General features: G+C 59.2%; 23 protein-coding genes and 1 riboswitch. Of the genes, 5 read left to right on the top strand and 18 right to left on the bottom strand.

Features of this window, described 5'->3' with window-relative positions; all coding sequences use genetic code 11:
- Positions 1-97: 97 nt before the first annotated feature.
- The 10 genes from ACP7BO_RS03665 to cobO form a co-directional block, all read right to left on the bottom strand.
- Complete coding sequence (locus ACP7BO_RS03665; RefSeq protein WP_426208660.1) at positions 98-835, bottom strand: adenosylcobinamide-GDP ribazoletransferase; 738 nt, start codon at positions 833-835, stop codon at positions 98-100.
- Positions 836-837: 2 nt separating this feature from the next.
- Positions 838-1,413 carry an alpha-ribazole phosphatase family protein gene (cobC, locus tag ACP7BO_RS03660; protein ID WP_426208658.1) on the bottom strand — a complete coding sequence of 192 codons (576 nt, stop codon included), beginning with the start codon at positions 1,411-1,413 and terminating at the stop codon, positions 838-840.
- The gene (cobT, locus tag ACP7BO_RS03655) at positions 1,410-2,465 is read right to left on the bottom strand and encodes a nicotinate-nucleotide--dimethylbenzimidazole phosphoribosyltransferase (protein WP_426208656.1); all 1,056 of its coding nucleotides are present in this window, start codon (positions 2,463-2,465) and stop codon (positions 1,410-1,412) included. The genes cobC and cobT overlap by 4 nt, the downstream gene beginning before the upstream one ends.
- Positions 2,462-2,983, bottom strand: coding sequence for a bifunctional adenosylcobinamide kinase/adenosylcobinamide-phosphate guanylyltransferase (gene cobU / locus ACP7BO_RS03650; RefSeq protein ID WP_397455970.1), 522 nt, complete (start codon positions 2,981-2,983; stop codon positions 2,462-2,464). The genes cobT and cobU overlap by 4 nt, the downstream gene beginning before the upstream one ends.
- Before the next feature lie 67 nt (positions 2,984-3,050).
- Positions 3,051-4,502 carry a cobyric acid synthase gene (locus ACP7BO_RS03645; RefSeq protein WP_397455969.1) on the bottom strand — a complete coding sequence of 484 codons (1,452 nt, stop codon included), beginning with the start codon at positions 4,500-4,502 and terminating at the stop codon, positions 3,051-3,053.
- Positions 4,499-5,491 carry a threonine-phosphate decarboxylase CobD gene (gene cobD, locus ACP7BO_RS03640; RefSeq protein ID WP_397455968.1) on the bottom strand — a complete coding sequence of 331 codons (993 nt, stop codon included), beginning with the start codon at positions 5,489-5,491 and terminating at the stop codon, positions 4,499-4,501. Before cobD ends, ACP7BO_RS03645 begins: the two co-directional genes overlap by 4 nt.
- Positions 5,484-6,392, bottom strand: coding sequence for an adenosylcobinamide-phosphate synthase CbiB (gene cbiB / locus ACP7BO_RS03635; protein ID WP_060691042.1), 909 nt, complete (start codon positions 6,390-6,392; stop codon positions 5,484-5,486). Before cbiB ends, cobD begins: the two co-directional genes overlap by 8 nt.
- Positions 6,389-7,039 (bottom strand): 5,6-dimethylbenzimidazole synthase, encoded by a 651-nt coding sequence (gene bluB, locus ACP7BO_RS03630; protein ID WP_060691041.1) that lies wholly within the window; start codon positions 7,037-7,039, stop codon positions 6,389-6,391. The genes cbiB and bluB overlap by 4 nt, the downstream gene beginning before the upstream one ends.
- Positions 7,036-8,349: a cobyrinate a,c-diamide synthase gene (locus ACP7BO_RS03625; protein ID WP_426208652.1), complete on the bottom strand. Its 1,314-nt coding sequence runs from the start codon at positions 8,347-8,349 to the stop codon at positions 7,036-7,038. Before ACP7BO_RS03625 ends, bluB begins: the two co-directional genes overlap by 4 nt.
- Before the next feature lie 10 nt (positions 8,350-8,359).
- Positions 8,360-8,971, bottom strand: a complete 612-nt coding sequence (gene cobO, locus ACP7BO_RS03620; RefSeq protein ID WP_426208650.1) for a cob(I)yrinic acid a,c-diamide adenosyltransferase — start codon at positions 8,969-8,971, stop codon at positions 8,360-8,362.
- Positions 8,972-9,051: 80 nt separating this feature from the next.
- Positions 9,052-9,295, bottom strand: a riboswitch (cobalamin riboswitch).
- A gap of 109 nt (positions 9,296-9,404) precedes the next feature.
- Here cobO and ACP7BO_RS03615 point away from each other — a divergent pair.
- Entirely contained in the window at positions 9,405-10,712 is a 1,308-nt protein-coding gene (locus ACP7BO_RS03615; RefSeq protein ID WP_426208648.1) for a PQQ-dependent sugar dehydrogenase, read from the top strand.
- 57 nt (positions 10,713-10,769) lie between these two features.
- Here the strand turns inward: ACP7BO_RS03615 and ACP7BO_RS03610 are convergent, their stop codons facing one another.
- From ACP7BO_RS03610 to ACP7BO_RS03590, 5 genes are all read right to left on the bottom strand, one after another.
- Positions 10,770-11,309, bottom strand: a complete 540-nt coding sequence (locus tag ACP7BO_RS03610; RefSeq protein WP_397455965.1) for a C40 family peptidase — start codon at positions 11,307-11,309, stop codon at positions 10,770-10,772.
- Between the two features lie 145 nt (positions 11,310-11,454).
- Positions 11,455-12,078: a C40 family peptidase gene (locus tag ACP7BO_RS03605; protein ID WP_397455964.1), complete on the bottom strand. Its 624-nt coding sequence runs from the start codon at positions 12,076-12,078 to the stop codon at positions 11,455-11,457.
- A gap of 227 nt (positions 12,079-12,305) precedes the next feature.
- Complete coding sequence (gene hda / locus ACP7BO_RS03600) at positions 12,306-13,010, bottom strand: DnaA regulatory inactivator Hda (RefSeq protein ID WP_003442781.1); 705 nt, start codon at positions 13,008-13,010, stop codon at positions 12,306-12,308.
- Between the two features lie 227 nt (positions 13,011-13,237).
- A complete protein-coding gene (locus tag ACP7BO_RS03595) occupies positions 13,238-14,311 on the bottom strand; it encodes an AI-2E family transporter (RefSeq protein WP_397455963.1) in 1,074 nt (357 codons plus the stop codon).
- Positions 14,312-14,344: 33 nt separating this feature from the next.
- On the bottom strand, positions 14,345-15,352 hold the full coding sequence (locus tag ACP7BO_RS03590; protein ID WP_426208645.1) for a DUF2066 domain-containing protein: 1,008 nt from the start codon (positions 15,350-15,352) through the stop codon (positions 14,345-14,347).
- Between the two features lie 380 nt (positions 15,353-15,732).
- Between ACP7BO_RS03590 and purM the strand changes: the two genes are divergently transcribed.
- From purM to ACP7BO_RS03570, 4 genes are all read left to right on the top strand, one after another.
- A complete protein-coding gene (gene purM, locus ACP7BO_RS03585; RefSeq protein WP_003442788.1) occupies positions 15,733-16,791 on the top strand; it encodes a phosphoribosylformylglycinamidine cyclo-ligase in 1,059 nt (352 codons plus the stop codon).
- On the top strand, positions 16,791-17,441 hold the full coding sequence (gene purN / locus ACP7BO_RS03580) for a phosphoribosylglycinamide formyltransferase (protein WP_060691034.1): 651 nt from the start codon (positions 16,791-16,793) through the stop codon (positions 17,439-17,441). Before purM ends, purN begins: the two co-directional genes overlap by 1 nt.
- Positions 17,442-17,449: 8 nt before the next feature.
- The gene (locus ACP7BO_RS03575) at positions 17,450-18,163 is read left to right on the top strand and encodes a DUF3108 domain-containing protein (RefSeq protein ID WP_426208642.1); all 714 of its coding nucleotides are present in this window, start codon (positions 17,450-17,452) and stop codon (positions 18,161-18,163) included.
- A 325-nt stretch (positions 18,164-18,488) separates the two neighbouring features.
- A complete protein-coding gene (locus tag ACP7BO_RS03570) occupies positions 18,489-18,671 on the top strand; it encodes a hypothetical protein (RefSeq protein ID WP_060691032.1) in 183 nt (60 codons plus the stop codon).
- A 127-nt stretch (positions 18,672-18,798) separates the two neighbouring features.
- Here the strand turns inward: ACP7BO_RS03570 and ACP7BO_RS03565 are convergent, their stop codons facing one another.
- The 3 genes from ACP7BO_RS03565 to relA form a co-directional block, all read right to left on the bottom strand.
- Entirely contained in the window at positions 18,799-19,344 is a 546-nt protein-coding gene (locus ACP7BO_RS03565) for a DUF2058 domain-containing protein (protein WP_060691031.1), read from the bottom strand.
- A gap of 22 nt (positions 19,345-19,366) precedes the next feature.
- Complete coding sequence (gene mazG, locus ACP7BO_RS03560) at positions 19,367-20,200, bottom strand: nucleoside triphosphate pyrophosphohydrolase (RefSeq protein WP_060691030.1); 834 nt, start codon at positions 20,198-20,200, stop codon at positions 19,367-19,369.
- Between the two features lie 100 nt (positions 20,201-20,300).
- Positions 20,301-22,553, bottom strand: a complete 2,253-nt coding sequence (gene relA, locus ACP7BO_RS03555; protein WP_397455958.1) for a GTP diphosphokinase — start codon at positions 22,551-22,553, stop codon at positions 20,301-20,303.
- Positions 22,554-22,592 lie beyond the last annotated feature (39 nt).

Here is a 22,592-nt window from a genome sequence, read left to right as displayed (position 1 = left end):
CCGCAATAAACTGGAATCAAGATTTAAAAAATACGCCACCGCCGCCCTGGCGGGAGCCAGCTTGCCATCGCGAGCAAGCACGCTCCTGCAGAGCTGGTCACGCTGAAATAAGCGCCAACCCTACCAATACCAGCACCTCAAGCAATTCAAGCAAGGCTCCGGCAGTATCACCTGTGGTGCCGCCCAGGCGGCGCATCATCACTCTGCGCAGCCATACAAACCCAAGGGCAGCCAGCACCAGCGCCCACAAACCTGCATAACCGGCTACCACTACACACGCCAGCGCACTGAGTCCCAGCACCTGCCACCCGGTCTTGCGCGGCAAGTGGTCCGCCAGCGCTTGCCCCAGGCCACCCGCACGCACATAAGGCGTGGTGAGGAACACACCGAGCAATGCACTGCGGCCGATCAGCGGCACAATCAGCAATGCCATCCCCTGTTGCTGCTCAACCAGCGCCAGCAGCGCGCAAAATTTGAGCAATAACACCAAGACCAGCGTCACGACGGCAATCGGTCCGCTGCGCGGGTCTTTCATGATGTTCAGGGTGCGCTCACGATCGCCAAAGCCGCCCAGCCAGGCATCGGCACTGTCAGCCAGACCATCCAGGTGCAACCCGCCACTGAGCAGCACCCATGCCGTCAGCAGCAAGGCCGCATGCAGCATTAAAGGGGCATTGCCCAGCAAGCCATTGAGCCCCCAAAGCAGCAGGCCGAACAGCGCACCCACCAACGGATAGCACAGCAGAGAACGCCCAAGCTCTTGAGGCGCAGGCATACCGGAGAGGCGAATCGGCAAGCTGCTCAAAAATTGCAGGGCGATCCAGAATGGCAGCATGCTCAGCCCTCTTCGCTTACTACGCCGTGGGCTGCAACACGCAACCCGAACAGCGCACCATTGACCACCGGCACCTGCAACAATTGCTCGCGGCGCAAACCCCGGGCCCGGGCCAGCAGCAGCTTGATCACCCCGCCGTGGCACACCACCAGTACCCGTTCCCCGGCAAATTGTTGCTGCAAACGGCTGACTGCAGACAATACCCGCGCCGAGAACTCCGGCACGGGCTCACCTTGCGGCGGAGTAAAGCCGTAGGGGTCAGTCCAGAACAAGCCCAGCGCCTCGGCGTCGGTTTCCATCAGCGCCGCCGGACTGCACCCTTCCCATTCGCCAAAATGCAGTTCCTGCAGGTCCTTATCGAAAGACACCGGTAACGCCAGCTGCTGGCTCAGCTCCCGTGCGAACAGGGCACAACGCTGCAACGGCGAGCTGACGATACGATCCCACGGACCGCGGCCTTTAACCGCTTCACGCATCTGCTCCCAGCCCACGGCCGTCAGCGCATCATCGAGACTGCCCCGCAGTCCGCCACCCAACTCGGTTTCGCCATGGCGCAACAGATCCAGTTGCACCGTCATGCAGGTCGGTCCGCCACGGCGGCCTCGGCAAAAGTCGCCATCTGCCCGTGCAGGTCGCAGGCCAGACGCACCAACGGTACCGCCAGTGCGGCACCGCTGCCCTCGCCCAGGCGCAAGCCGAGGTCGAGCAACGGCTGTGCCTGCAAGCTTTCCAGCACATGGCGATGCCCCTGCTCGGCACCGCGATGGGCGAAAACCAGCCACTCGCGGCACTGCGGGTTCAAACGTACGGCGACCATGGCTGCAACCGTGCAAATAAAGCCATCAACCAACGCCACGATGCCTTGCTGCGCGCAAGCCACATAGGCGCCGGTCAAAGCTGCAATCTCAAAGCCGCCCAGGCGGAACAGGGTCTGCAGCGGGTCATCCAGCAGCCCGTCGTGAAACGCCAGCGCCCGGTCAATGACTTGCGCTTTATGACTTACACCCGCTGGGTCCAGACCGGTTCCCGGCCCGGTCAGGTGCGAGGCCGGGCAATCCAGCAAGGCACAGGCCACGGCACTGGCTGACGTCGTGTTGCCAATGCCCATTTCGCCGCCAATAAATAACTCGCTGCCCGCTGCCAGTGCCCGCAACACACTGTCACGTCCCGCCTGCAGGGCTTTTAAGCCCTGACTGTCGGTCATCGCCGCGCCCGTCGCAAAGTTGGCCGTGCCAGCTCCCAGTTCCAGGTGCCGCACCCCCGGCAGATTGAGCATGGGTGTCACAGTGCCCAGATCTACTACATCCAGTTGCGCGCCCAACTGGCGGGCCAGCACGCTGATCGCCGCGCCGCCGCTGACAAAGTTGTGCAACATTTGCCCGGTGACCGCTTGCGGGTAGGCCGATACGCCCTCTGCCACCACACCGTGATCGCCAGCAAAAATCGCAATCCACAGTTGATCGACACGCGGCTTGAGCCGCCCCTGCAACCCGGCCAGCTGCACGGCCAACGCTTCCAGCTGGCCCAACGAGCCTGCCGGTTTGGTCAATTGCTGCTGACGCGCGGCTGCCGCCATCGATATTTCATGATTAACCGGCTTGCACGGGGTCAGCCACCACGGGGTATTCATAGTGCAGTTCCTTTCAACGTCAGAGGCAGGCCCGCCACCGTCAGCACTACTCGCTGACAGCGCTCGGCCAAGGCTTGATGCAACCAACCGGCTTCATCGACATAGCGGCGAGTCAATTCGCCCAGCGGCACGACACCCATTCCGGTTTCGTTGCTGACAAATACAATTTCACCCGGCAGTTCAGCCAGGCACGCCAGCAGCGCATCACGCTCGGCGTCCAGGCGCTGCGGGTCTTCAAGCATCAGCAGGTTGGTCAGCCATAACGTCAGGCAATCCACCAACAAAAAAGTCTCTGCCCCGGCGCTATCGCGCAGTACCCGGGCCAGCTCCAGCGGTTCTTCTACCAGCGCCCAATGCCCGGGGCGGCGCTCACGATGGTGGCGCACGCGCTCGTTCATCTCACCGTCCAGCGGCTGGCTGGTGGCGATGTAGGTGACGGCGAGAGCGGACTCGGCCGCGAGCTTCTCGGCCAGGCGGCTTTTACCCGACCGCGCGCCACCCAGAATCAGTTGCAGCATGTTTTAAAACCTCTAGAAGGCGGCTTATCTGTGTGGAAGCCGCAAGAGCGGCCCGTATGACAGAGGATCAGAGCCCGCATAATTGACGCAGCAACCCGGTATCAAGATGGTTTTGCACCAGGTCCGCCAGGCGCTCGATGTCCCGCTCACGCAGGGCGTGGTAGTCCACCGATTGCACGTCCTGCAAACCGGCCCAGCGCAGCAAGGCACTGCAGGCCGCAGGTGACTCGAACAAACCATGCAAGTACGTGCCGCAAATTTGCCCGTCTTCACTCTGGGCGCCATCACACCGACCATCTTCCAACTGCACCGCCGGCCGCTCCAGCGCCACGCCGCTAGTCACGCCGGCATGGATTTCGTAGCCACTGACTGCAGCGTTTTCCAGGGTCAGATGCCCGCGTACATTGCGCAGTTGCTTCTCGGCGGCAAGCTCGGTGCTCAATGCCAGCAACCCCAGACCGGGGCTCGACCCCGCCGCACCTTCGAGCCCCAGCGGGTCGTGAACCTGTTCGCCGAGCATCTGCAAACCGCCACAAATCCCCAGCAACTTGCCGCCATAGCGCAAGTGACGGTTGATTGCCGTCTCCCAGCCATTGCCGCGCAAATAGGCCAGATCGCTGCGCACGCTTTTGGAGCCCGGCAGGATAATCAAATCCGCAGCCGGGACAGGCTGGCCCGGCCCGACAAACTGCAAGTCCACTTGCGGGTGCAAACGCAGCGGATCGAAGTCGGTGTGGTTACTGATACGCGGCAGCACCGGTACGACCACCTTGAGCACTTGATCTGCCTTGTCGGTCTGGCGCTGGTCAATGCCGTCTTCAGCCTCAAGATGCAAATCCATCACATACGGCAATACACCGATCACCGGCTTGCCCGTGCGCTGTTCAAGCCAGTCGAGACCAGGCTGGAGCAAGGCAATGTCGCCCCGAAAACGGTTGATGATGAAGCCTTTGACCCTCGCCTGCTCGGTCTCTGACAGCAACTCAAGAGTGCCGACAAGATGCGCAAACACGCCGCCGCGATTGATGTCGGCGATCAGGATTACCGGACAATCCACCGCCTCGGCAAAGCCCATGTTGGCGATGTCGCCGGCACGCAGATTGATCTCGGCAGGCGAGCCCGCGCCCTCGACCATCACCACCGGGTACTCGGCGCTCAAGCGCTGGTGCGAGGCCAGCACCGCCTGCATGGCGATGGCCTTGTAGTCGTGATAAGCCACCGCGTTCATGCTGGTTACGGCACGCCCATGAATAATCACCTGCGCGCCCGTGTCACTGTTGGGCTTGAGCAACACCGGATTCATGTCTGTGTGGGGCGCAAGACCAGCCGCCTGGGCCTGGACTGCCTGGGCCCGACCGATCTCGCCGCCCTCTGCGGTGACGGCACTGTTGAGCGCCATGTTCTGCGGCTTGAACGGCACCACACGCACACCCTCGCGGGTCAGCCAGCGGCACAATGCCGTGACCAGAGTACTTTTACCCGCATCGGATGTAGTGCCCTGCACCATCAGCGTGCTCATGAATTTTCCTTGGTATACGCCAGCAACGCTTGTTCCAGCCGCAGCCAGTCAGCGTCGGTAGCAGGCAGGCCAAAACGTACGCTGCTGTTATGGGCAAACAGACGCAGCAAAATACCGCGGTGGGCCATAAATTCGTAAAGACGGTCGGCGTGGGGGGTAATCAGCCACTGAAACAGCGCGCACCCGCCCTGGGGCGGCAAATCATGCAGGCCCAACAATCGCTCCAGCCGGCCGCTGGCCAATTCGCTGCGCTCGCGCTGAAGCTCCTGGGCGGCGGTGTCGAGCAGACAAGCCTGGCCTACAGCCCGGGTCGGGCCGCTGACGGCCCATGGGCCGACCTGGTCGGCCAACAATTTAAGCAACTTGAGTTCTGCCAGAACAAAGCCAAGGCGCACACCGGCCAGACCAAAGAACTTGCCGAAAGAACGCAGCACAATCAGCCCGGTACGCCAGCTCTGGGCCGACAGGCTCAAATCTGGCGTGTTGTCCATAAAGGCCTCGTCCACCACCAGCCAGCCTCCGCGCGGGGCCAGTCTTGCGTGCCACTCCAGCAGGCGCTCGGCAGTCAGGCTCAAGCCGGTAGGGTTATTGGGGTTAACCACCACCAGCACATCCAGCGTATCGAGGTAGAAATCGACTTCCTGCTCCATGATTTCGCGCACGATGTGCCCACTACGGCGCCACGCCTCGGCGTGCTCGGCGTAGCAGGGCGACAACACACCAACCTTGCCCGCACGCCGCAAGCGCGGCAGCAACTGAATAGCGCACTGCGAACCCGGCACCGGCAACACGTTCGGTGCCCCGTAATAAGCGCAAGCTGCGTGCTCAAGCCCGTCGTCGGTTTCCGGCAAGCGCGCCCAGGCCCGCTCATCAATCGCAGGAATCGCAAACGGCCAGGGCGCCAGGCCACTGGACAAGTCCAGCCAGTCCGCCTCGGCAATGCCGTAGTTCAGAACCGCCTGACGTAAACGTCCGCCGTGCTCAAGCATAGAATTCACTCCCTACACACAGGATCAATAACCACAGCCATACGCCACGCTGCACCAACTGCCAGCCGCGATCAATCGCGTCGGCATCCGCCTGGGGACCTTCGCCCAATTGCGTGCGTTCATGCAGTTCGCCGTGGTAAATCGCCGGGCCGCCCAACTCCACCCCCAGAGCCCCAGCACCCGAGGCCATAACCGGGCCCGCATTGGGGCTGTCCCATTGCGGCGCCTGCTTGCGCCAGCATTTCAAGGCCAGCCGGGTATTACCCAACACGGCGTAGGTCAACGCCACCAACCGTGCCGGAATATAATTCAGTACATCGTCGATCCGCGCAGCTGCCCAGCCAAAACGCTCAAAGCGTTCGTTGCGATAGCCCCACATCGCATCCAGGGTATTACTCAAACGATAGAGCACTACCCCCGGTGCGCCGGCTACGACAAACCAGAACAGGGCGGCGAACACGGCATCACTGCCGTTCTCCAGGACCGATTCCGTGGCCGCGCGGGCCACTTGCGTCGAGTCCAGTTCACTGGTCTGGCGACTGACCAGGTAGCCGACCCGGGTACGGGCCTCTTCCAGATCATTGCTGCGCAGGGCTTGCGCCACCGGCTGCACGTGCTCACCCAGACTGCGCATGCCCAGCGCGCAATACAGCGCCAGAATGTCCACCAGCCAGCCAATATAAGGCAGCCATGACAAGGCTGTTGCCAGAATCGTCAACGGCAGCACTGCCAGCACCCAAGCTGTCACGCCATGGCTGCGCCAGCCACGACCGCCGGAATTGAAACGTTGCTCGATACGGTCAGCCATCCGGCCAAACGCAACCAGCGGATGCCAGCGCTTGGGCTCACCGAACAACGCATCCAGCGCCACCCCGGCAACGCACAGCAACGCCACACTCATGGACTCACTCCCCAATAATTCTCATAAACCAGTTCACTCAGTGGACGCGCTTTCGCCCATCCCTCCATCACCAGCATAGGTGCTGGATAAAAGCGCTCGACCGGGCCCAGACACAACACGGCCAGCGGTTTGGCACCAGCGGGCAAACCCAGCAGGTCGGCCAGCGCCAAAGGATCAAACAGCGACACCCAGCCCATGCCCAGCCCCTCGACCCTGGCGGCCAGCCACAGGTTTTGGATCGCACACGACAACGATGCCATGTCCATTTCCGGCAGCGTCCGGCGACCGAAGATGTGCTTCTCGCGATCGTCCATCAACGCGGCCACCAACACCTCGGCACAATCGTTGATGCCCTCGACCTTGAGGGTCATGAATTCATCGGAACGCTCACCCAGCGCTTGGGCGGTGCGCACCCGCTCCTCTTCGACCAGAGCCTGGACCTTGCCGCGCAACTGGCGGTCGCTGATGCGGATAAACCGCCAGGGTTGCATCAGGCCCACACTGGGCGCCTGATGCGCGGCTTCAAGCAGACGTGATAACAGTTGAGGAGCCACCGTGCCACCGCTGAAGTGACGCATATCGCGTCGCTCGGCTATGGCGCGATAAACAGCAGCTCGCTCATCAGGACTAAATGCGTTGTCGCTCATGGCACCTTCACGGCACAGGGCGCGAACAACGCGGCAATGGCCTGGGGATTGGACGGAAAGTAAAAGTGCACATAAGACGCGGTCATCCGCCCGTCGCGATACACCGCTTCAGCGCCACGTCCGCCATTGGGGCTCAGCCCCCGCGCTATCGGCTCAAGGTCGGTGGTGGTCAGCGAGTGATGATAGGTGTGACCGCGCAGCAAGCCTTCGGGCATCTCGACAGCCTGTAGCGCCAGCGCTGCCAGACGCTTTTGCATGGTTGCTTCACCGGCCAGCAGCCCCACCAGCTCGGCACGCTGGCCTTCAACGTCGGTCAGGGCATCCAGCAAATAGAGCATCCCGCCACACTCGGCGAGCAATGGCTTGCCCGCCCCGTGGTGCGCGCGAATAGCCTCCAGCATCGGCGTATTGCGCGACAACTCAAGGTGATGCAGTTCAGGGTAACCGCCCGGCAAATACAGACTGTCGGCCTCGGGCAAGCGGTCATCGCGAATCGGCGAGAAGAACAGCAGCTCGGCGCCCATGTCACGCAACAGCGCCAGGCTCGCGCCATAGGTGAAGGCGAAAGCCTCATCGCGCGCCACGGCAATGCGCACCCCGGCCAATAACGGCTCGGCTGTTACCAACGGCGGTGCCGCGAACGCCACCGCCGGTGGCAGCGCTACCTCACAGGTGCTGGCCAGGGCATCGGCCGCCGCATCAAGGCGCGCATCCAGATCATTCAACTCGCTGGCCTGGACCAGGCCCAGGTGCCGACTTGGCAGTTCGATGGCGGTTTCACGAGACAGTGCGCCGTACCAGCGCAAGCCTTCAGTCAGGCTCCCCTCCAGCAACTGCGCATGGCGCACGGTGCCGACACGGTTGGCAAGTACGCCGGCAAACGGCAAGTCCGGCTGATAGCGCGCCAGGCCCAATGCCAGCGCGCCAAAGGTCTGGGCCATGGCAGTGCCATCAATCACGCCCAACACCGGCACGCCAAAATGACGTGCCAGGTCAGCGCTGGACGGCGTACCGTCGAACAGGCCCATGACCCCTTCAATCAGAATCAGGTCCGCTTCACCTGCGGCTTCCCACAGCAAGCGGCGACTTTCATCGGCGCCCACCATCCACAAATCCACCTGATATACCGGCGCTCCGCTGGCGCGCTCGAGGATCATGGGATCGAGAAAATCCGGACCACACTTGAATACCCGTACCTTGCGCCCTTGATTGCGATGCAATCGGGCCAGGGCGGCGGTGACGGTGGTCTTGCCCTGGCCCGAGGCCGGTGCGGCGATCAATACCGCCGGGCAATGACGCGACTCTCTCATGCTTGAACACTCACAATTCGATGCCTTTCTGGGCTTTGATACCGGACTGGAAGGCGTGTTTGATCACACCCATTTCAGTCACCGTATCGGCCAGGTCTATCAGTTCGGGTTTAGCGCCGCGTCCGGTGACCAGTACATGCTGCATCGGCGGGCGGGCTTGCAGATCGCTCAGCACTTGCTCCAGGTCGAGATAGCCGTGCTTGAGCGCGATATTTAGTTCATCCAGCACCACCAGACCGATGGACGGGTCGCGCAGCATCTCGCGGGACACTTCCCATGCGGCCTCGGCAGCGGTGATATCACGCTGGCGGTCCTGGGTTTCCCAGGTAAAGCCTTCGCCCATTACGTGGTAGCGCACTTGCTCAGGGAAACGGCGGAAGAAAATTTCTTCGCCGGTGCTGTTGCGACCCTTGATGAACTGCACCACGCCGCACTGCATGCCGTGGCCCATGGCCCGTGCCAGCATGCCAAAGGCCGAACTGCTTTTGCCTTTGCCGTTGCCGGTCAGTACCAGCAGCAGGCCACACTCGTTAGGGGCGCTGGCAATGCGCTCATCCATAACGGCTTTTTTGCGCAGCATGCGCGCCTGATGACGTTCGTCGCGTTCGGGGGATTCATTCATGGCAGCTCTCCGTTGGGGCTCAATCATGCAAACGGGAGGCGGGGGACATTGCAACAAAAAGCACACCATCGCCCGCCGCGAGGTGTTGGATGGATCAGGCCGGTCTCCGGGCTCACAAGCGGGATACTCCTGAACAGAGCAACCCTGACCACGCGCCTTCCCGTGTGCAAACACAGTGACATTGAGCGCAGTTTTTACTCATTTACCGTTGCGGGGGCAGCGCCGGGATCAAAGCGGTTGTGTGGAGCAAACACGCCCTCACCGGCTTCCCTGTTTCACCCTGTCGACCTGTGGCCACAGAGCACCTGAAACAAGCCGCGAAGGTTAGAGGGTTGGGGGTGGAGCGTCAATTAAAGCTGGCTGCAGCGACTTGAACCTTTGAGCAGCTACGCTCCTCTATGACTAACAAGCCCAAGAACCAATGGAGATTTTCATGCTCAAGCGCCAGCACGCTGTTGTCATCGTTCTTGCAGCAGGATTGGCCGCCTGCGGCGAGAGCTCGACCCTGCAAGTGGTCGATGGCACCGGCCCTTCGCCAAAACTGCCGGAGCCGAACAAGACGCTGATTCCGACGGTCAACATCGCGCCAGCCATAGGCTGGGCCGAGGGCGCCACCCCGACTGCCGCCCAGGGCCTGAAAGTTAGCGCCTTCGCCGAAGGCCTCGACCATCCACGCTGGCTCTACGTATTACCTAACGGTGATGTGCTGGTGGCAGAAACCAATGCACCGCCCAAGCCGGATGACAGCAAGGGTATCCGTGGCTGGGTGATGGAGAAAGTCATGGGCCGGGCCGGTGCCGCTGTCCCGAGCGCCAACAGGATCACGCTGCTGCGCGACAGCAACCATGACGGTGTGGCGGACACTCGCACAGTGTTCATCGACAACCTCAACTCACCGTTCGGCATGACCCTGGTGGGTAATGATCTGTATGTCGCTGACGCCGACAAGCTACTGCGCTTCCCGTATAAAGCCGCAGAGCAATCCATCACCGCCCAGCCGGTCAAAGTCGTCGATCTGCCCGGCGGCCCGTTGAACCATCACTGGACCAAGAACGTCATCGCCAGCCGCGACGGCAAAAAACTGTATGTGAGTGTGGGTTCCAACAGCAACGTGGGTGAGAACGGCCTGGACAAGGAAGAAGGTCGCGCCGCGATCTGGGAAGTGGACCCTGCTACCGGCAGTCACCGCATCTTCGCCTCAGGCTTGCGCAACCCCAACGGCATGGACTGGGAGCCCGTGACCGGCAAACTCTGGACCGCGGTTAACGAGCGCGACGAAATCGGCAGCGATCTGGTGCCTGACTACATCACTTCGGTACAGGATGGCGGCTTTTATGGCTGGCCTTACAGCTACTACGGGCAACACGTGGATGCACGGGTCAACCCGCAAAACCCGGAGCTGGTGGCCAAAGCCATTGCACCGGACTATGCCGTAGGTCCGCATACAGCCTCACTGGGGCTCAGCTTTGCTGAAGGCAGCAAACTGCCCGGATTTACGCAAGGCGCATTTATTGGCCAGCACGGATCCTGGAACCGTAAACCGCACAGTGGCTATAAAGTGATCTTCGTACCGTTCGCTGATGGCAAACCCAAAGGCCTGCCGGTGGACGTGCTGACCGGTTTTCTCAATGCCGATGAAAAAGCCATGGGCCGTCCGGTGGGAGTCGTGATTGATAAACAGGGGGATCTGCTGGTAGCCGATGATGTCGGCAACAAGATCTGGCGGGTGTCAGGGAAATAAAACAGCAGGAGCGAGGGTGCTCGCGAGCCAGCTCGCTCCTGCAGGTTCGGCTTTCGATTACGGGTTGTGCGCCAGATGCTGCTCAGTCGGCAGTACGCGCTTGGCGTTCAGATAAGCTTTCTGCCAGTAGGCTTTGTTCAGACTGTCCAGCTTGACCGTGCCGCCTGTTGCAGGCGCATGCACAAAGCGGCCCTCCCCCACATAAATCCCCGCATGACTGACCTGCGAACCACCACTGGTGGCAAAAAACAGCAGGTCACCGGTTTGCAACTTGTCTTTGCCCACACTCTGCGCCCGCATCACGATCATCTCGCGGGTGGTGCGCGGCAAGGAAATTCCGGCGGCGTCGTTGTAGACGTACTTGATCAAACCACTGCAATCAAAACCTGAGTCCGGGGTATTGCCGCCCCAGCGATAGGGCGTGCCCACCAGACCCAAGGCGCGAAACAGTACATCCGCGGCAATCGGCGAAGTGTCTTCAGGGGTGTTGGAGAATACGACCTGCTTTTGAGCCACGGGGGGTGGCGGTGTGTGGCTGGCACAGGCACCAAGCAGTGATGCTAAGGTCAAAAGGGCAACGCGGGCCATGGTCGACATAAACAGAATGTTCCTGATTCTGGATACGGCTACTGGGGCCGCGAAACCCAAAACCGCGAGAGGGGACACCTTCGCGGCTTCAGGAATTTAACTATGCGACCGAATTCTAGACCTTAGAGGCCAAACTTCAAGTAAGACTTTAACTTTACTTGCGCGCTACTACGCTTGTTGGCGCCATCGCCAATGCACGCTTGGCTTCAATAAAGGTCTTGTTCCAGTAGGTATCGCCCAGGCTATCTATCCGGACACCACCGCTGCGGCGGCTGCTGGAGTGGATAAACTGGTCATCGCCCAGGTAAATCCCGGCATGGCTGACCCGGCCACGACCATTGGTGCTGAAGAACAGCAAATCACCCGGCTTAAGGTTATTTCGCGCGACCAGCGGTGCATTTACGTTGATCATTTCGCGGGTAGAACGCGGCAATTGCATGCCCGCTTCTTCCTTGAACAGGTAGCCGATGAACCCGCTGCAATCAAAACCCGCCTCAGAGGTGCCGCCAAAACGGTAACGGGTACCGATCAAGGACATGCCACGCTCAAGAATGCTGTCAGCCAGGGCTGGCAATTCGTAAGGTTTGTTGTTGGCAGAGAACTGGGCCAGTTCTTTTTCAGTCGCCAGCTCTTCCTGATAAATAGCGGAAGACCGGGATGAAGATGACTTTTGAACCTGCTGATCGACAACTTGCTGTGACACTGGCGTGTGAGCAGCGCAGCCAAACAACAGGGTAACGAGTGCGAGAGGCACGAGGGGTGCGAAGCGCTTTAGCATGGGCACGACCGTGGCTTGTAAGAAAAGTAGCCGAGACTATGCCTTCTATGATCCTCATTTGCAAATTCAATCGATCTAAATGTGACTTGGTGGTTTTGTCATGACATCTAAGGCTTTACACCCCTGACAATCGATTTTGCGCGTACAGCCCCTGTACGGCGCGGTTTTCTGGCGCCTGAAAGTTGTCTAAACGCCCTGAAAACAGCGAAAAAACTGCAGGGGCCGTGTTACCAGCCGAGGGTTTCTTTCAAGAAGGGAATGGTCAGCTTGCGTTGCGCTTGCAAAGACGCCTGATCGAGCCGCTCGAGCAGATCAAACAGGGCGCTCATGCTGCGGGTGCCGCGAGTGAGGATAAAATGCCCCACTTCATCCGTCAGGTGCAGCCCCCGGCGCGACGCACGCAATTGCAAGGCGCGCAACTTATCTTCGTCAGACAAAGGGCGCATCTGGAAAACCAGAGCCATAGTGAGACGTGATTTGAGGTCGGCCAGCTTGATCGGCAGTTCACGGGGTGACGCCGAAGCAGCGATCAACAGGCGGCGCCCGCTGTCACGCAGACGATTGAACAGGTGAAACAGCGCTTCTTCCCAGTCGGCACGCCCGGCCACCGCCTGCAGGTCATCCAGGCACACCAGTTCGTACTGTTCAAGGTTGTCGAGGATTTCAATGCCGCGATCCTGCAGCTCGGCCAGCGGCAGATAGACGGCCGGCTCACCCATCTGTTCAAAGCGCAGGCAGGCCGCCTGTAGCAAGTGCGTACGGCCTACGCCCTGCTTGCCCCAAAGATAGATCAGACTTTCTGTCCAGCCGGCGTCGGCTTCGCACAGACGTTCGACATAGCCTAGTGCAGCGGCATTGGCGCCTGGATAGTAGTTTATGAAGGTAGCGTCATCACGCAGACGCACACCTAGGGGCAGCTGAATCGGTTTCATGCTGACTGAACAGTTCAAACGAACCGTTAGTGGCCTCTGTGTAAAGTTTGCAAAGTTTATACCCGTGTAGCCGGGCGCACAATGTAACAGACCACGAACAAAATCAAAGGTTTGCGTTAACGTACTGGATTGCATGAGCTTTTTCTTGAGGGCAGGCAAATTGACGTGCCGATAAAAAAGGCCGGCCCATCGCAAAATGAGCCAGCCTCTCTCAGCCCCTCGTACCGTTACAACTGGGGGTCTTCATCGCCTTTATAGACTTGCGAGTCCTTGTACATCTCGTGCATGTGGCGCACCAGCACCATGATCACGGCAGCTATCGGCAACGCCAGCAGGACCCCGGTAAAACCAAACAATTCACCACCCGCCAGAATTGCAAAGATCACCGCCACCGGATGCAGACCGATTCGGTCCCCCACCAATAATGGTGTGAGTACCATGCCTTCCAGCGCCTGCCCGACCATGAATACCGCAACGATGCCGAGCATCGGATACAGGTCGCCGCCAAACTGGAACAGGCCCGCAGTCAGGGCCGCGCCGATCCCGATGATAAAGCCCATGTAAGGCACGATGGCTGCCAAACCGGCCATCAGCCCGATCAACAGACCCAGTTCCAGACCGACCAGCATCAGCCCCGCCGAGTAGATCACCCCCAGAGCGAGCATCACCAGCAACTGACCACGCACAAACGCACCAAGCACGTCGTGGCACTCTTTGGCCAGCGAGACGATCCGCTCTTCACGATCACGTGGCAGCAAACTGCGGATTTTGGCCAGCATGATGTCCCAGTCGCGCAGCAGATAAAACGCTACCACCGGGATCAGTACCAGATTGGCCAGAAACCCCACCAGCGCCAGACTTGAAGCGGTCGCCTGCGACAGCACCACCCCGACAATGTCGCCTGCCTGCCCCATGTGCTCGGTGATCGCCGCCTTGATCTTGTCAAAATTCCAGAAACCGTCACCCAGGCCGAATTTGGTTTGTACCCACGGCATGGCCGTGTGTTGCAACCAGTCCAGTACCTGGGGTGCCAATTGATAGAGTTTCATCAACTGCTTTGCCAGCAACGGCACCAACACCAGAAGTAACGTCATCAAAATGACGGTGAATACCGCGAAAACCGTTACCACACCCCAGGTTCTTGAAAAGCCGAATCTTTCCAGGCGATCAACAATAGGGTCGAACATGTAGGCCAGGACGATCGCGACCAGGAACGGCGTGAGTATTGGATGCAAAAAGTACACGAACAAAGCCGCTGCTACCGCAACGCCCCACCACACCCATTGCCGCGAATCTGCCATGAACTGCCCATCCTTTATATAGAAGAGAAAAACCTACCAGCGAAAGTGTAGTTGCGCGCCCGATGCAGCAGTTGCGCCAGGCGCCTGGTCAGCTGTCACTTCATGCAACTGGGCCAGGCCAAGCTGCGAGCGTAACTGATCGGCACTACCGTTTACCTGATAAACAATACGATCACCGTCAACGCTTTTAAGCTGCCCGCCAAACGGTTCCAGCAAACGCGTCAACTGCGCATAACGCTCCAGTGTCATGCCCTGCACTTCCAGCAACTGTTCAGTGGAAATACCTGGCTTGACTGCGTAACGCGGGGCCAGCCGCTGACTCACCGCCAGCATGACTGCATCAGCCAGAGCTGCCTGATCGGGCGCTTCAGCACTGCCTTGCTCCTGCTGCTCGCCAACCCACAAACGCCACTTGGCAGTCCACTTACCCTCATCTTCATGGGCATGCACGGCCAGCAAGGCATCTGCGCCGTAACGCTCGGAAGCGTCCTTCAAAGGCGCAGGGTTACTGCCCTCGAGATTTTCCGCAGTGCCCACCAGTTGCTCGCTCAAGTCAGCCAACGGCAGGCGCAACGGCAAGCCACGATGTTGTGCTGCCAGACGCAAAGGCTCGGCGGCAGACTGGCCGTCACCGACCAGGCTCGAGCCGTCCACCGAATCATTCAACCACCAGCCGAGCAGTGCCGGACGGTTGGTACCCCACAACGACAACCCGGCCTGGCGCAGGGCGCGATCAGTGCTCACGGGATCGAAGTCCACTTGCAGACTTTCTGGCGGGCCCGCGTCATAACCGTATTGGCTGATGATTTGCTGCGGGTCTTTGCGGATGGCTTCCAGTGCCGGGCTTTGCACGGCTTTGGCATCACCCGTCAGGCGCAAAACCAGGGTTTCCAGAGCCTTTTGCGTGGCCTGGGTACGCTCCTCCGGGGTTTGGCTACTTACCGGCTCACGCACCTGATACAGACCGGTCAGGATTTCGGCATGACTGGCCAGGCTAAAAAATGACAGACAGCCCACAGCTAAAAATTGGTGAAAACGCATGAAAAATTCCCGACGGCAAAAGGCAGTATGAAAAGCCGTATAAAAATACTCGACAGGGTTTCAGACAGGGCCACGGCCAAATCATTCACCCCCCGCCTTGCAGTTTTATTCGGTGATAAAAAATCAAAACGCAACATCTATACCTTATACAGGCCCGGGCACAGACCCTAGTACGACTAAAAAAGGTTTTTTTCGACAGATATAACCCTGCCTGTCGGCCCGAGGATGGCCGCTGCCCTTCAAGCCTGATAAAATCGCGCGCCTTCGCAGACCGGCAACAGCCGGGCGCCATGTATATGCTCCGTTCCATACCCGAGCACGTGCAAGCCAGCCCTCTGAACTCGGTCGATACCCCCGAATCCCCCCTAAAGGCCTGGATTATGAGCAAGCAACCATCCCTGAGCTACAAAGACGCCGGTGTAGACATCGACGCCGGTGAAGCATTGGTCGAACGCATCAAGAGCGTGGCCAAGCGCACTGCACGCCCGGAAGTGATGGGCGGCCTCGGCGGTTTTGGCGCCCTCTGCGAAATTCCGGCTGGCTACAAGCAGCCTGTTCTGGTTTCCGGCACCGACGGTGTAGGCACCAAACTGCGCCTGGCACTGAACCTGAACAAACACGACAGCATCGGCATCGACCTGGTTGCCATGTGCGTTAACGACCTGATCGTGTGCGGCGCCGAGCCACTGTTCTTCCTCGACTACTACGCCACCGGCAAGCTCAACGTAGAAACCGCGACCCAAGTGGTTACCGGTATCGGCGCTGGCTGTGAACTGTCCGGCTGCTCGCTGGTTGGCGGCGAAACCGCTGAAATGCCTGGCATGTATGAAGGCGAAGACTACGACCTGGCAGGTTTCTGCGTCGGTGTTGTAGAGAAGTCCGAAATCATCGACGGCTCCCGGGTTGCTGCCGGTGACGCCCTGCTCGCCTTGCCGTCTTCGGGCCCGCACTCCAACGGCTACTCGCTGATCCGCAAGATCATCGAAGTGTCCGGTGCCGATATCGAAAACATCCAGCTCGACGGCAAGCCGCTGACCGACCTGCTGATGGCGCCGACCCGTATCTACGTCAAGCCGCTGCTCAAGCTGATCAAAGACACCGGCGTTGTCAAAGCCATGGCCCACATCACCGGTGGCGGCCTGCTCGACAACATCCCGCGCGTCCTGCCCAAGGGTGCTCAAGCGGTGGTTGACGTTGCCAGCTGGCAGCGCCCGGCGGTATTCGACTGGTTGCAGGAAAAAGGCAACGTGGCCGAAACCGAAATGCACCGCGTGCTGAACTGCGGCGTAGGCATGGTGATCTGCGTAGCCCAGGCCGACGTAGAGACCGCCCTGAACGTACTGCGCGAAGCGGGCGAGCAGCCATGGGTGATCGGCCATATCGAAACGGCCGCCGAAGGCGCGCCACAAGTTGAGCTGCAAAACCTCAAGGCGCACTAATGCCTGACACCTGTGATGTAGTGGTGCTGCTTTCCGGCACCGGCAGCAACTTGCAAGCCTTGATCGACAGCAATGACATCAAGGACAGCCCGGCTAAAATCCGCGCGGTAATTTCCAACCGCGCAGATGCCTACGGCCTGCAACGCGCCAAAGACGCAGGTATCGATACCCGCGTACTGGATCACAAAGCATTCGAGGGCCGCGAGGCCTTCGATGCTGCACTGATCGAAGTCATTGACACTTTCAAACCGCACCTGGTGGTTCTGGCCGGATTCATGCGCATTCTCAGTGCAGATTTCGTACGCCACTATCAGGGTCGCCTGCTCAATATCCATCCCTCGTTGCTGCCCAAGTACAAAGGCTTGCATACACATCAGCGCGCGCTGGATGCGGGTGATGGCGAGCATGGCTGCAGCGTGCACTTTGTGACCGAGGAACTCGATGGCGGGCCTCTGGTCGTACAGGCAGTAGTGCCGGTAAAGCCAGACGACTCGCCACACAGTCTGGCGCAACGGGTTCACACCCAGGAACACCGGATTTATCCGCTTGCAGTGCGCTGGTTTGCCGAAGGTCGTTTGTCACTTGACGAGCAAGGCGCATTATTAGACGGTCAATTACTTGCGGCCAGCGGCCACTTGATACGAACCTAGGAGACATTATGCGTCGTGCCCTGCTCCTCGCCCTCAGCCTGCTGACTATTCCAGCAGTGCAGGCGGCCGATCTTCAGCCTTTCAACGCCAGCTACACCGCAGACTGGAAACAGTTGCCAATGAGCGGTTCTGCCGAGCGTAGCCTGACTAAAAACAGCGACGGCAACTGGACCTTGAACTTCAAGGCCTCGATGCTGGTGGCCAGCCTGAACGAAGAAAGCACCCTCAAGCTGGAAAAAGACCAGCCGGTTCCCCTGACCTACCACTTTGAACGTGGCGGTCTGGGCAAGGCTAAAAACGTCGACCTTAAATTCGACTGGTCCGACATGACTGTCACCGGCACCGACAACAAAGATCCGGTGAACGTGAAGCTGCTGACCGGCATGCTCGACAAGTCGACCTACCAGCTGGCTCTGCAGCGTGATGTGGCTGCGGGTAAAAAATCGATGAGCTATCAAGTCGTCGACGGCAACGACGTAGACACCTATGACTTCCGCGTCATTGGCCCGGAAGTAGTCGATACCAAAGCCGGCAAGGTAGATGCGATCAAGGTAGAGCGTGTTCGCGATCCGTCCCAGAACAAGCGCATCACTGAAATGTGGTTCGCCAAGAACTGGGATGGCCTGCTGGTAAAATTGCGTCAGGTTGAAAAAGACGGCAAGGAATACAACATCATGCTGCTGGACGGCACGGTGAATGGCGAAACCGTCAAAGGCAATTGAGTTAGCAACTGGCTTCACGATAAAAACCTCGCTTCGGCGAGGTTTTTTCGCTTCTGAGCGTCATATCTGAGTGCAAAAGCGCTACCCCCGCAGGAGCTGATGCAAGCCTCTCCTGCCATCAAAAAAGCTTTCGAACATGAAACTTTTGTCATAAAACTATCGGCCAATTACCTAAACACCCCGTCGTTAAAGGGCTGCAGCGTTTAGGCGTTTTTAACGACATGACAGCATGACAATTGGCTATTTACTTAGGAAGCTAACAAATTCTATAAAGAAGGCCTGCGACGCCTTGCCGCAGATCCCCATCAGAATTTGGAGCAAGCAGATGACTATCAAAGTAACTGAACGCGACGATTCACGTATGTTCCACCAGCTTGTGGCCCACGGTGTTCACCTGTGGGACGTGCACCAGGAAGACGTGCTGGTTGGTATGTTCCACCGCGAAAGCGACGCTCAAAGCTATAAGGCAGAGCTGGAAAAGCTGGAAGCGCAGAAACTTCAGGCATGAATCACTGAAACTACAGACTTGAAAAACACAAACCCCGCCGAAGCGGGGTTTGTCGTATCTGAGACTGCAAATACTTGCTCGCGAGCATTTGATCTTGAAAGATCGCGAGCAGCTCGCTCCTACAGCCTTACCACATCAGATCGTCAGGGATCTGATAGGCCGCGTACGGATCGTCCTCCTCCGGCGTCTTGACCTCGGTCAGGATGTTGAGCTGGACAATACGACGCGGGTCGCGCTCCTGGATCTTCAATGCCGCCTCACGCGGAATCACTTCATAGCCACCCTGGTGCTGCACAATCGCCAACGCACCATTGGCCAGCTTGTTGCGCATCAAGGTGTTGACCGACAGGCGCTTGACCTTCTTGTCGTCTACAAAGTTGTAGTAATCCTCGGTGGTCAGCTTGGGCAGACGCGAGACTTCGATCAATTGCTTGATCTGTGCTGCACGGGCCTTTTGCTCGACCTTTTCCTGCTGCTGGCGATTGAGCTCCTGGTCGCGCTTGACCTTCTCGGCCTTGGCTTCGGCGGCCAGACGCTGTTGAGTGTCGTCCTGCTCAATCTGGCCTTTGTGTACCAGGCGTTGCTGTTTTTGCTTTTCTTTGCCGGCCTGTTTGGCCTGCTTCTCGTTGACCAGTCCGGCTTTGAGCAACTGGTCGCGTAGGGAAATACTCATCTACTTACTCACTTAGGCAAACTCAGCCGCAGCTGGGTAAATTCTTTTCCTGACGCTTGGCTTCGCCCCACAGGGCGTCCAGGTCTTCAAGGGTGCAATTTTCAATGGGACGCAGGGTATCGCGCAATGCCTGCTCAATAAACCGGAAACGTCGATCAAATTTAGCATTGGCACCGCGCAAGGCCGTTTCGGGGTCAACTTTAAGATGCCGCGCCAGGTTCACTACCGAAAACAGCAGGTCGCCAATTTCATCATGGATCGCCACCGAATCGTTGTCCGCCATGGCCTCGAGCACTTCGTCCAGCTCTTCACGCACCTTGTCCAGTACCGGCAAGGCCGCCGGCCAGTCAAACCCCACCTGCGCCGCGCGCTTTTGTAACTTGGCGGCCCGGGACAAGGCAGGCAAGGCCACAGGCACGTCATCGAGCAAGGACAACTGCTCGGGGGCCGTGGATTTTTCTGCTCGTTCCTCGGCCTTGATCTCATCCCAGCGCACCTTGACCTGCTCTTCGCTCAGGCGAGGCACATCCAGCGGCGCATACAGATCGCCCGTGGGGAATACATGGGGATGACGACGAATCAGCTTGCGGGTAATGCTGTCGATCACTCCGGCGAATTCAAACCGCCCTTCTTCCCGGGCCAGCTGGCTGTAATACACCACCTGGAACAGCAGATCGCCCAATTCGCCCTGTAAATGTTCAAAATCGCTTCGCTCAATGGCATCAGCCACTTCGTAAGCTTCTTCGAGGGTATAGGGCACGATCGTGGCGTAGGTTTGTTTGATATCCCACGGGCAGCCGTACTGCGGGTCGCGCAGACGGGCCATGAGGTTAAGCAGATCATCAAGTGTGTACATCGCAATCTCTATTCCACAATACCCTGCAGGAGCGAGCTTGCTCGCGAGCTCTTCAGGGAAGATCTCGCGAGCCAGCTCGCTCCTACAGGTTGGTGTTGTCTCAGCGTGGCTCGCTGCGCCCTATGCGACGGGTTTCGATGATGTTGGGCAACTGTGAGATCCGCCCCAGCAAACGCCCCAATGCATCCAGCCCCGGAATCTCGATGGTCAGAGACATCAACGCAGTGTTGTTCTCTTTGTTCGAGCGGGTATTGACCGCCAGCACGTTGATCCGCTCGTTGAGCAGCACCTGCGACACGTCACGCAACAGCCCCGAGCGGTCGTAGGCACGGATCTCGATATCGACCGGATAGGTCGAGACCGGGATCGGCCCCCAGTTCACCTGAATGATCCGCTCGGGCTCACGGCTGCCCAGTTGCAGCACCGAGGCGCAGTCCTGACGGTGAATGCTGACGCCACGGCCCAGGGTGATGTAGCCGACAATCGCATCGCCCGGCAATGGCTGGCAGCAACCGGCCATTTGGGTCAGCAGGTTGCCCACGCCCTCGATCTGGATGTCTCCGCGCTTGCCCGGTTTGTAACCGGTGGCCTTGCGCGGGATAAGCTCCATCTGCTCGTTGCCGCGCTCAGGCTCGACCAGCTGTTGCGCCAGGTTGATCAGTTGCGCCAACCGCAGGTCGCCGGCACCGAGCGCCGCGTACATGTCCTCGGCGGTTCGCATGTTGGCTTTGTCGGCGAGCTTCTCGTAGTCCACACCCGGCAAGCCCAAGCGGCTCAACTCGCGCTCAAGCAAGGTTTTACCGGCGGCGACGTTCTGGTCGCGCGCCTGCAATTTGTACCAGTGAACGATCTTGGCCCGCGCCCGGGACGTGGTGATGTAGCCCAGATTCGGGTTCAGCCAGTCGCGGCTCGGCGTACCGTGCTTGCTGGTGATGATCTCAACTTGCTCACCCGTTTGCAGGGTGTAGTTGAGCGGTACGATGCGCCCGTTGATCTTGGCGCCACGGCAGTTATGGCCGATCTCGGTGTGCACCCGGTACGCAAAGTCCAGTGGCGTGGAGCCTTTGGGCAAATCGATCGCATGGCCGTCCGGGGTGAAGATATAAACCCGGTCCGGCTCGATATCGACCCGCAACTGCTCGGCAAGGCCGCCAATGTCACCCAGTTCTTCGTGCCACTCCAGCACCTGGCGCAACCACGAAATTTTCTCTTCGTACTGATTGGACCCGGCCTTGACGTCGGTGCCCTTGTACCGCCAGTGCGCACAAACCCCCAGCTCGGCTTCTTCGTGCATGGCATGGGTGCGAATCTGCACTTCCAGAACCTTGCCTTCAGGCCCGATCACCGCAGTGTGCAGCGAGCGGTAACCGTTTTCCTTGGGGTTGGCGATGTAGTCATCGAATTCTTTGGGGATATGTCGCCACAACGTGTGGACGATACCCAATGCGGTGTAGCAATCGCGCATCTCCGGGACCAGAACCCGAACCGCACGCACATCATAGATCTGGCTGAAGGCCAGGCCCTTGCGCTGCATTTTGCGCCAGATGGAATAGATGTGCTTGGCCCGGCCGCTGATATCGGCATCAACCCCGGTGGCCACCAGTTCAGTACGCAACTGGTTCATCACGTCACTGATAAAGCGCTCACGATCAAGCCGGCGCTCATGCAGCAAAGTGGCAATCTGTTTGTATTGTTCAGGCTCAAGGTAGCGGAAAGACAAGTCTTCCAGCTCCCACTTGATATGGCCGATACCCAGACGGTGCGCCAGCGGCGCATAGATATCGAAGACTTCGCGGGCAACGCGATTGCGCTTTTCATCCGGCGCATTCTTGACCGCACGAATGGCGCAGGTACGTTCGGCCAGCTTGATCAGTGCGACACGCACGTCATCGACCATGGCAACGAGCATCTTGCGCAGATTCTCGACCTGGCCCTGAGTGCCCAACACCATGGATTGACGCGGACTGAGACTGGCGCTGATGGCGGCCATGCGCAGCACGCCATCAATCAGTTTGGCCACCACCGGGCCAAAACGCTGGCTGACGGCAGGCAACAACACCTGCCCTTCGCGAACACAGCGATAAAGAATCGCGGCCACCAGAGAGTCTTGATCCAGCTTGAGATCAGCGAGAATCTCGGCGATTTCCAAACCGGTCCGAAAGCTAGACATGCCTTCGGTCCACAGGTTTTTTGCCGCATTGGCTTGCTGTTCCGCCTCACGCGCAAACTCGCACGCTTCTTTCAAGGCTTCACGGTCCAGCGCCACATCGACACTCACCGCATGATCAAGCCATGCCTCGAGGTTGAGACTGCCGTCGGTGTTGATCGGCTGGTGTGCTCTGACCTGTACCATCTTGCTTACCTTCCCTACGACACAGATTCAATGTGTCAA

This window comes from Pseudomonas sp. TWR2-1-1 (assembly GCF_049897045.1).
Taxonomy (GTDB): Bacteria; Pseudomonadota; Gammaproteobacteria; order Pseudomonadales; family Pseudomonadaceae; genus Aquipseudomonas; species Aquipseudomonas versuta.
This window is presented reverse-complemented; position numbering and strand designations above follow the sequence as displayed.

Bases quoted from the DNA above. Each gene is read 5' to 3' on its own strand.
- ACP7BO_RS03665 (WP_426208660.1), bottom strand. From the start codon at position 835: ATGCTGCCATTCTGGATCGCCCTGCAATTTTTGAGCAGCTTGCCGATT.
- cobC (WP_426208658.1), bottom strand. From the start codon at position 1,413: ATGACGGTGCAACTGGATCTGTTGCGCCATGGCGAAACCGAGTTGGGT.
- cobT (WP_426208656.1), bottom strand. From the start codon at position 2,465: ATGAATACCCCGTGGTGGCTGACCCCGTGCAAGCCGGTTAATCATGAA.
- cobU (WP_397455970.1), bottom strand. From the start codon at position 2,983: ATGCTGCAACTGATTCTGGGTGGCGCGCGGTCGGGTAAAAGCCGCCTG.
- ACP7BO_RS03645 (WP_397455969.1), bottom strand. From the start codon at position 4,502: ATGAGCACGCTGATGGTGCAGGGCACTACATCCGATGCGGGTAAAAGT.
- cobD (WP_397455968.1), bottom strand. From the start codon at position 5,491: ATGCTTGAGCACGGCGGACGTTTACGTCAGGCGGTTCTGAACTACGGC.
- cbiB (WP_060691042.1), bottom strand. From the start codon at position 6,392: ATGAGTGTGGCGTTGCTGTGCGTTGCCGGGGTGGCGCTGGATGCGTTG.
- bluB (WP_060691041.1), bottom strand. From the start codon at position 7,039: ATGAGCGACAACGCATTTAGTCCTGATGAGCGAGCTGCTGTTTATCGC.
- ACP7BO_RS03625 (WP_426208652.1), bottom strand. From the start codon at position 8,349: ATGAGAGAGTCGCGTCATTGCCCGGCGGTATTGATCGCCGCACCGGCC.
- cobO (WP_426208650.1), bottom strand. From the start codon at position 8,971: ATGAATGAATCCCCCGAACGCGACGAACGTCATCAGGCGCGCATGCTG.
- ACP7BO_RS03615 (WP_426208648.1), top strand. From the start codon at position 9,405: ATGCTCAAGCGCCAGCACGCTGTTGTCATCGTTCTTGCAGCAGGATTG.
- ACP7BO_RS03610 (WP_397455965.1), bottom strand. From the start codon at position 11,309: ATGTCGACCATGGCCCGCGTTGCCCTTTTGACCTTAGCATCACTGCTT.
- ACP7BO_RS03605 (WP_397455964.1), bottom strand. From the start codon at position 12,078: ATGCTAAAGCGCTTCGCACCCCTCGTGCCTCTCGCACTCGTTACCCTG.
- hda (WP_003442781.1), bottom strand. From the start codon at position 13,010: ATGAAACCGATTCAGCTGCCCCTAGGTGTGCGTCTGCGTGATGACGCT.
- ACP7BO_RS03595 (WP_397455963.1), bottom strand. From the start codon at position 14,311: ATGGCAGATTCGCGGCAATGGGTGTGGTGGGGCGTTGCGGTAGCAGCG.
- ACP7BO_RS03590 (WP_426208645.1), bottom strand. From the start codon at position 15,352: ATGCGTTTTCACCAATTTTTAGCTGTGGGCTGTCTGTCATTTTTTAGC.
- purM (WP_003442788.1), top strand. From the start codon at position 15,733: ATGAGCAAGCAACCATCCCTGAGCTACAAAGACGCCGGTGTAGACATC.
- purN (WP_060691034.1), top strand. From the start codon at position 16,791: ATGCCTGACACCTGTGATGTAGTGGTGCTGCTTTCCGGCACCGGCAGC.
- ACP7BO_RS03575 (WP_426208642.1), top strand. From the start codon at position 17,450: ATGCGTCGTGCCCTGCTCCTCGCCCTCAGCCTGCTGACTATTCCAGCA.
- ACP7BO_RS03570 (WP_060691032.1), top strand. From the start codon at position 18,489: ATGACTATCAAAGTAACTGAACGCGACGATTCACGTATGTTCCACCAG.
- ACP7BO_RS03565 (WP_060691031.1), bottom strand. From the start codon at position 19,344: ATGAGTATTTCCCTACGCGACCAGTTGCTCAAAGCCGGACTGGTCAAC.
- mazG (WP_060691030.1), bottom strand. From the start codon at position 20,200: ATGTACACACTTGATGATCTGCTTAACCTCATGGCCCGTCTGCGCGAC.
- relA (WP_397455958.1), bottom strand. From the start codon at position 22,553: ATGGTACAGGTCAGAGCACACCAGCCGATCAACACCGACGGCAGTCTC.